The organism is Streptomyces swartbergensis, from assembly GCF_002148965.1.
GTDB classification, from domain to species: domain Bacteria; phylum Actinomycetota; class Actinomycetes; order Streptomycetales; family Streptomycetaceae; genus Streptomyces; species Streptomyces swartbergensis.
The window spans coordinates 1-7,865 of sequence record NZ_NGFN01000383.1; the positions used below are offsets into that span (position 1 = coordinate 1).

At 71.4% G+C, this 7,865-nt stretch carries 7 protein-coding genes, 1 tRNA gene, 1 pseudogene and 1 riboswitch; of the genes and pseudogenes, 6 read left to right on the forward strand and 3 right to left on the reverse strand.

Annotation, left to right across the window (positions count from 1 at the left end; translation table 11 throughout):
- The 3 genes and pseudogenes from CA983_RS37280 to CA983_RS37290 all read left to right on the forward strand — a co-directional run.
- Positions 1-347 (forward strand): annotated as a pseudogene (locus CA983_RS37280) (L-2-hydroxyglutarate oxidase); the annotation flags it as partial.
- 204 nt (positions 348-551) lie between these two features.
- Entirely contained in the window at positions 552-1,385 is an 834-nt protein-coding gene (gene trmB / locus CA983_RS37285; RefSeq protein ID WP_208637121.1) for a tRNA (guanosine(46)-N7)-methyltransferase TrmB, read from the forward strand.
- Positions 1,386-1,455: 70 nt separating this feature from the next.
- A complete protein-coding gene (locus tag CA983_RS37290; RefSeq protein ID WP_086605161.1) occupies positions 1,456-2,805 on the forward strand; it encodes a PrsW family intramembrane metalloprotease in 1,350 nt (449 codons plus the stop codon).
- A gap of 57 nt (positions 2,806-2,862) precedes the next feature.
- Here the strand turns inward: CA983_RS37290 and CA983_RS37295 are convergent, their stop codons facing one another.
- The 3 genes from CA983_RS37295 to CA983_RS37305 form a co-directional block, all read right to left on the reverse strand.
- Positions 2,863-3,894 carry a M23 family metallopeptidase gene (locus CA983_RS37295; protein WP_086605162.1) on the reverse strand — a complete coding sequence of 344 codons (1,032 nt, stop codon included), beginning with the start codon at positions 3,892-3,894 and terminating at the stop codon, positions 2,863-2,865.
- An 11-nt stretch (positions 3,895-3,905) separates the two neighbouring features.
- A riboswitch (cyclic di-AMP (ydaO/yuaA leader) is annotated at positions 3,906-4,062 on the reverse strand.
- 289 nt (positions 4,063-4,351) lie between these two features.
- Positions 4,352-4,425: transfer RNA gene (locus tag CA983_RS37300), tRNA-Met, on the reverse strand.
- Between the two features lie 179 nt (positions 4,426-4,604).
- Entirely contained in the window at positions 4,605-5,789 is a 1,185-nt protein-coding gene (locus tag CA983_RS37305; protein ID WP_086605163.1) for a dihydrofolate reductase family protein, read from the reverse strand.
- Between the two features lie 88 nt (positions 5,790-5,877).
- Between CA983_RS37305 and CA983_RS37310 the strand changes: the two genes are divergently transcribed.
- From CA983_RS37310 to CA983_RS37320, 3 genes are all read left to right on the forward strand, one after another.
- A complete protein-coding gene (locus tag CA983_RS37310; protein ID WP_086605164.1) occupies positions 5,878-6,393 on the forward strand; it encodes a MarR family winged helix-turn-helix transcriptional regulator in 516 nt (171 codons plus the stop codon).
- A gap of 211 nt (positions 6,394-6,604) precedes the next feature.
- Complete coding sequence (locus tag CA983_RS37315; RefSeq protein WP_086605165.1) at positions 6,605-7,246, forward strand: GTP cyclohydrolase II; 642 nt, start codon at positions 6,605-6,607, stop codon at positions 7,244-7,246.
- A 98-nt stretch (positions 7,247-7,344) separates the two neighbouring features.
- Positions 7,345-7,865, forward strand: a 521-nt coding sequence (locus tag CA983_RS37320) for a MarR family winged helix-turn-helix transcriptional regulator (RefSeq protein WP_086605166.1), incomplete at its 3' end; no start/stop codon positions are given.

Consider the following 7,865-nt stretch of genomic DNA (forward strand, 5'->3'; position numbering starts at 1 on the left):
CGGTCCGGGTGCGGGAGCTGGGGTCGACGCTGGCCTGGCCGGGCTCGTGGCGGATCGCCCGGCGGCACTGGCGGTACGGGGCGGGGGAGCTGCGCCGGTCGGTGTCCAAGAGCGCGTTCACGGAGGCCGTGCGGAGGTTGTTGCCCGGGGTGTCCGAGGACGACCTGGTGCCGACGGCGGCGGGGGTGCGGGCACAGGCCGTACTGCGTGACGGCACGCTGGTGGACGACTTCCTGATCCGCGAGGGCCCGCGCACGGTGCATGTGCTGAACGCGCCGTCCCCTGCGGCTACGGCGTCCTTGCCGATCGGCAGGGAGGTGGCGCGCAGGGCGTTGAGCGCGCTGTGAGGGGTTTCGAGGTGCTCGGCGCCCGTGCTGAGGCCGGGTGGGTCCGCGGCCCGGCGGCATGGGGTGCCGCTTCCTTGGGACGGGTGCCGCCCTTGGCGGCACGATCGCCCGCAGCCGCGGTCGGCGGCAGCTGAGGTCGGCGGCAGCTGAGGTGCCCGACCCATCCCCCGGAGAACAAGCGACGGCCGTAAAATCGGCCTCACTGTGTCTGACTCCGTGAACACCCCCGAAACCCCCCAGCCCGAGACCCCCGGTGCCTCCGTCCGGCGCAGCCGGGCCAAGGGTGAGCCGCGTTTTCCCGATGGGCCGAAGGCCGATCCCGCCGGGTCGCACTTCGAGCGGCGGATCCGGAGTTTCCAGCCGCGGCGGAGCCGGGTCACAGCCGGCCAGGCGGACGCGCTTCAGCGGCTGTGGCCCAAGTGGGGCCTCGACATCGACGGCAGCCGGACCCTCGACCTCGCCGACCTGTTCGGCAACGACAACCCCGTCGTCCTGGAGATCGGCTTCGGCATGGGCGAGGCCACCGCCCAGATGGCCGCAGCCGACCCCACCACCAACATCCTCGCCGTCGACGTCCACACCCCCGGCCAGGGCAACCTGCTCAATCTCGCGGACCGCAACGGCCTGTCCAACATCCGGGTCGGCAACGGCGACGCGATCATCCTCCTCCGCGAGATGCTCACCCCGGACTCCCTCGACGGCCTGCGCGTCTACTTCCCCGACCCGTGGCCCAAGAAGCGGCACCACAAGCGCCGGATCATCCAGCCGGACTTCCTGACCCTCGCCGCGAGCCGCCTCAGGCCCGGCGCGATCCTGCACTGCGCCACCGACTGGGAACCGTACGCCGAACAGATGCTCGACGTGCTCACGGCACACCCCGACTTCGAGAACACGCAGGCGGACGGCGGTTTCGCGCCCCGTCCCGACTTCCGTCCCCTGACCCGTTTCGAGGGCCAGGGACTGGACAAGGGACATGTCGTGAACGACCTCCTCTTCCGCCGCGTACAGCACGTGGACCAACCCCCCGCCGGCGCCTGACCGCACCGCACACGCACCCGCGTCCCTCCCGCCTGCGGACAGCGCCCATCCGTCGTTAGGGTCAAATGCCGTGGCCACCTGCCCCCCACACCCGTATCCCCGTGGTCGTGTCGACGGCGCACCCGCCGCCGGCCCCCTGCTCCACGCCCACTGGTGGCAACGCGCCTGGGTGCGCTACGGGGCGCTGACCACGCTCCTCGCGATATCCGGCCTCGTCATCCTCGCCCTGGTCCGCGAGGAGACCGGCACGGAAGGGTTCCTGGTCGGGCTGGGGCTGGCCACACTCCCGGTGCCCCTGCTCATAGCCGCGTTCCGCTGGCTGGACCGGGTCGAACCGGGCCCCTGGCGCAACCTGCTGTTCTGCTTCGCCTGGGGCGCCTGCGCGGCGGCGCTGATAGCGATCGTCGCCAACAGCTTCGCGACCCGATGGATAGCGACGGCGACGGCGGATCCGTCCAGCGCGGACACGCTCGGCGCGACCGTCATAGCCCCGGTGGTCGAGGAGACGGCCAAGGCGGCGGCCGTCTTACTGGTCTTCCTCTTCCGGCGCCGCGACTTCACCGGCATCCTCGACGGAGTCGTCACAGCCGGCGTCACCGCAACCGGCTTCGCGTTCACGGAGAACATCCTCTACCTGGGCACCGCCTTCGGCACCGACCAGCTCACCGGCGGCACTGGCATCGCCTCCGTCACGGCGGCGACCTTCTTCGTGCGCATCATCATGTCGCCGTTCGCGCACCCGCTCTTCACCGTCCTCACGGGCATCGGCTTCGGCGTCTCCGCGCTCGCGGCGGACCGCCAGCACATCCGCCGCGTCGCCTTCCCGCTCTCCGGACTGCTGCTCGCGATGGGCCTGCACGCGATGTGGAACGGCTCGTCGGCGTTCGGCGAGTACGGGTTCTTCGCCGTGTACGCGGCGTTCATGGTGCCCCTCTTCGGGCTGCTGACGTGGCTGGTGATCTGGACCCGGCAGCGGGAGCTGAAGACCGTACGGACGGAGCTGCCCGCCTACGCCGTGGCCGGGTGGCTGTCCCCGGTCGAGCCGTACGCCCTCGGCTCGATGCGGGCCCGGCGGATCGCCCGCCAGTACGCCCGCCGCCACGCGGGCAGGGCGGCGGCGCGGGAGGTCGCGCAGTACGAGGGGTACGCGACGTCCCTGGCGTTCCTGCGGCACCGGGGCCGCCGCGGCCGTGCCGGTGCCGACTTCGTCGTACGGGAACGGGAACTGCTGGACGAGCTGTGGCGACGCCGGGAGACGGCCCGCCCCGCGCTGGACTACGCCGCGCGGATCACGGCCCCTCCGGTACCGGTGGCGGCCCCGCCCTGGCCGGTGTACGGGGCGTACGGGTACGGCTCTCCGACGACTCCGGCAACGCCGACTGCGACGCCGTATCCGGCGTACAACCCGTACCGGTCGTAGCCGAAACCTCAGCCTCCACCCCCTGCCCCCGGCCCGGGGGCAGGAACCGCTCAGGCCTCAGACGTTCAGGCCCTTGCCCCGCAGCCACGCCAGCGGGTCGACCCCGTTGGTGGATCCGCCGGTGTGGACCTCGAGGTGCAGGTGCGCCCCGGTGACGTTGCCGGTCGCGCCCACGCGGCCGATGACGTCACCCGTGTTGACCTTCTGGCCGACGCTGACGCCGATGGACGACTGGTGCGCGTACCAGATCTCCGTGCCGTCATCGAGGGTGAGGACCGTCTTGTAGCCGTACGACCCGTTCCAGCCCGCCTCGGTGATGGTGCCGCTGTGCACCGCCTTGATCGGCGTGCCCGTGGGGGCGGCGAAGTCGAGACCGGTGTGGTAGCCGGAGGACCAGTAGGCGCCGGCCTGACCGAAGGTCGAGGTGATGGTGTACGCGGAGGTCGGCAGCGTGTACTGCTTGGCGAGGGCGGCGAGCCGCTCTGCCTCGGCCTTCTTCCGGGCCTCCTCCTCCGCCTTCCGCTTGGCTTCGGCGGCCTTGGCCTTGGCTTCCTTCTCCGCCTTGGCGGCGGCCTCCGCGGCCGCCTTCCGGGCGGCTTCGGCGGCGTCCTGCGCGGCCTTGGTCTCGATCTGCTCCTGCTGGTGCTCGACCTGCGCCATGATCCGGGCGCGCAGCGCCTCACCGGCGCCGGAGGTGCCCTGCTCGGTGTCGGCGGACGCCGTGGCGAGGTCGCTGAGCGGGGTGGCGGAGCCTTCGGGGGTGTCGTCGTCCGAAATGAGGGAACCCACCGAGGGAAGGTCCGAAACGGAGATCGACACCGGCGGCTTGCCGGTCTGGGCGCTGGCCATGCCGCCCGCGCCCACGGCGGCTATGACGCCGACGCCCAGGACGGTGGAGCTGCGGGCGAGGCCTCCGCCGCGCTGCTTGGTGACGCGATGCCGGCCACGGACGGGACGGATGGACTCCGCGGTGGGGTTCCATTCCTGGAACGGGCCCTCGTCGGTGCGGTGACCGCCGTAGCCGAAGGTTTCGGTGTCGCGCTGGCTGGGCGCGGACGGGGCCGCGGGGGCAGGCCGGTTGGACGCCACGTGGGCGTACTCCTTTCCTTCCTTCTCGCCTACCGGGTTAGCTGACGGGTTCGGAGCAGGAAGGTCTCCTACGCGCGTATACCGGCCGTGCTTCCACGGCGGCATCCGCCCGATTCACCCCAAGTAGTGGTTCCCCGGTTCCCTTTCGGGATTCGGCGCGTGCGCACGGAGCCGCCTTCTGTGACGGCTGGGACGACCGCGCTGCGTTATCGAACGTTAATAGACGCGCGGTGGGGATTCCAGCGATTCCACTTGATCATTAACCTTTTTCGCGCGGACCAACCTGCCATGACCGGCTTAAATCGGGCGAGTTGACCGCCCCCTAAGTGACTCACGGGTTTTGACGGTGCGTCAGTTATCACGCGGAGCGGTGTGATTCACTCACCGACAGTAATGAGGAGCCCGGGAAACGCACCGAGGGCCGGAACCCTTTCGGATTCCGGCCCTCGGCCTTCAGTAGCGGGGACAGGATTTGAACCTGCGACCTCTGGGTTATGAGCCCAGCGAGCTACCGAGCTGCTCCACCCCGCGTCGTTGTGACTCCAGTGTACGCCATCCGCGGGACCGCTCGCGCACACCCGGTGCTCAGCGGCCCGGATTGCCCGCGTGGGCATGCCCGCTGCCTCCGCGCTGTCGTACCTGCCGGCCCTGTAGGCAGCGTGACTCGGAGGCGGCGGGGCCGCAGGATCTGTGGGCCGATCGGCCCGCGCTCAGTGTGGCAGGTGGCGGTTGGGGGCCTTGGCCCGCTCCTCGTGCTCCGGGAGGACGACGACCTCCACTCCGTCGGCCGCCAGGACGCCGCTGCCGTCGGCCCCCGGCACGAAGGTGTCCGGCTCGCGCCAGGCCGTGACCACGCGTCGTACGCCCGCGTCGAGGATCAGCCGGGCGCAGGGTGCGGGGCGGGAGGCCCGGCGGGCGCAGGGCTCCAGGCTGCTGTAGACCGTCGCGCCGGCGAGCCTGGGGTCGGCCGGGTCGGTCTTCGCCAGGGCCGCCTCCTCGGCGTGCACGACCGGGTCGCCGCCCTCCCGGGAGTGGCCGCGGGCCAGCTCCGTGCCGTCGGACGCGACCACCACCGCGCCGACGCTGAACGCCGTGTCCGACGGCGGGCACTCTGCGGCCAGTTCGCAGGCGAGGGCCAGCCAGTGGTGGTCGGCGGCTACGGGGAGGGGGCCGGTGCCGGGAGCGGTCGGCTCGTAGCGCATGAGGACCACGTCCTCGATCCGCCGGGTCTCCAGCAGCCGGAGCCGTCCGGACTGGTAGCCGCCGGGCCCGAAGAGGCGGGGTGCCTCGGAGTCGCCGACGAAGAGCGGCGCGAGGACCAGCTGGAGTTCGTCGGCCAGGCCCTGGGTGAGGAGCTGGGTGTGGATCAGGCCGCCGCCCTCGACCATGAGCCGTCGTACGCCCCGGACGTCGTGCAGGTGGGTGAGGAGTCGCCGCCAGTCGAGGTCGGCGCCGAGCGGGACGACGTCGGTGGCATTGGCGGCATTGGCGGCACTGGCGCCATCAGTGGCATCGGTGGCATCGGTGGCGAGGCCGAGGGCGCGGGCGCGTTCGGCGCCCTTGTCGGTGGTGTAGAGGACCTTCTCACCGCCGGTGTGCCAGAACTGTGCCGCCGGGTCGATGTCGCCGGTGCCGCTGACCGTGACCTTGAGGGGGTACTCCGGCAGGCCGGCTGCCGTGCGGGCGGCTCGTCGCTCGGGTGAGTTCACCAGCAGACGCGGGTTGTCGGCGCGTACGGTGCCTGCGCCGATCAGGATCGCGTCGACGGACGCCCGGACCTCGTCGACCCGGTCGAAGTCGGCCGGGCTGGACAGGAGCAGGCGTTCGGGGCCGGTGTCGTCCAGGTAGCCGTCGAGGGAGACAGCGGCGGACAGCAGGACGTACGGGTGGGGCATCGACGCTCCCGGCTCGTGGAGACTCGTGGCGGACGGCGGGCTGACGGGACGGCTTGGTTCAAGTTTGAAACAAACCTACACTGGGTGCATGACGACTCGCTGGCTCACCCCCGAGGAGCAACGCGCCTGGCGCGCGTACATCGCCGCCTCGCTGCTCCTGGAGGACGCGATCGACCGGCAGCTCCAGCAGGACGCCGGCATGCCCCACCTTTATTACTCCATCCTGTCCGTCCTGTCGGAGTCCCCGGAGCGGCGGCTGCGCATGACGGATCTCGCCGAGCGGCTGAAGATCACGCGCAGTCGGCTGACGTACGCGGTGACGCGGCTGGAGAAGGACGGCATGGTGCGGCGCGAGGCCTGCCGGTACGACAAGCGGGGCAGCATCGCGACCCTGACCGACGACGGGTTCGCCGTACTGGAACGGGCGGCGCCCGGGCATGTCGACACCGTGCGGAGCTTCCTGTTCGACCGGCTCAGCGAGGAGCAGGTGGGGCAACTGGAGGAGATCTCCATGGCGATCGCGCAGGGGCTCCAGGAGGACGGCACACGGCCGGCGTCGGACGACGTGCCGTGGCGACGGAGGTCTTCCACGGCCTGTTCGTGAGGCGCCTGTTGGTGGGCGCCTGTTGGTGAGGCGCCTGTTGGGGAGGCGCCTTCTCGTGAGGCACGTCACAGCGCGCCTCGATCTCACCGCTTCTCGTTGCTTCAAATTTCAAGCAAGGGTAGGGTTCCGGACGTGGATCTGCTTCAAATCTGAAGCAGCCTGCAAGCCGACGGCTGTGCAGCCGAACAGGAACGGAACCCGGAGGCCCCGCATGCCCGACACCCCCGCTGTCCTCGCCACTCCGCGCTCCCGCGTCCGGGTCCCGCTGCGCTTCCACGACGGCTACGAGGTCGACGCCGAAATCGTCACCTTCCACGGCCTGGCCGACGGCCAGGAGCACGTTGCCGTCGTCCTGGGCGAGCCCGGTCCGGTCCCGCTGGTGCGGCTGCACTCCGAGTGCCTGACCGGGGACGTGTTCGGCTCGGCCCGCTGCGACTGCGGTCCGCAGCTGCGCGAGGCCGTCGAGCGCATAGCCGAGCGCGGCGGCGTGCTCCTCTACCTCCGCCAGGAGGGCCGGGGCATCGGCCTCTACAACAAGCTCGACGCGTACGCCCTCCAGGACGAGGGCCTCGACACCTACGAGGCGAACGCGGCCCTGGGGCTGCCGGAGGACGCCCGCGACTACACGGCCGCCGCCCAGATGCTCCGGGCCCTGGGCATCGGCGAGCTGGACCTGCTCTCCAACAACCCCGACAAGGCCGCCCAGCTGCGCGACCTGGGCGTGGGTGTCCGCGACCGGGTCCCCACGGGTGTCTTCACCACCGCGCACAACGTCCGCTACCTGCGCGCGAAGGTCCTCCAGACCCAGCACACCCTGCCGCTCGCCGCGCTGACGGGGCTCAGCGCGGGCTGAGCTTCCCGCCCCGGCCGGGTGCCGAACGAGGCGGCTTGTCCCTCGGCTCATCGGGTACAGCCTTTGAATGAGGGCGACCTCAGCAGTACCCGGAGCTTATGGAAAGTGACCGTTTCGTGACCGATCTCGGCGGCGCCGGCGCCCCCCGGCCGAGGAGACCGGGCGAGGGCCCGGAGGCCGTCGCGGCACAGATAGCCGACGCCGTGGAGAGCCTGACGGCACTGTGGTCGGTCGCCGCCCAGAAGGCGTCCCTGCGGCTGTCCCTGCACCAGCTGCGGGCGCTGCGCACCCTGGAGGCGGCGCCCGGCCTGAACCTGACGGCCCTGGCGGACCAGCTGGACATCGGCCTCCCCACCGCCAGCCGCCTCTGCGACCGCCTGGCGGCGGCCGGCCTCCTGGAACGCGCCCCGCACCCGGACACCCGCCGCGAGGTACAGCTGTGGCTCACCACGCACGGGCAGCATGTCCTGAGCGACGTCGCAGGTCGCAGGGCACAGGCCCTGGCCAGGACACTGGCGGCGATGGAACCGGGGGAACGGGTGGCGTTGAGCCGGGGGTTGCGGGGGTTTCTTGCCGCAAGGGAGGCGGGAGTCCGGCGAGTCGACGGGACTGGCGGGAC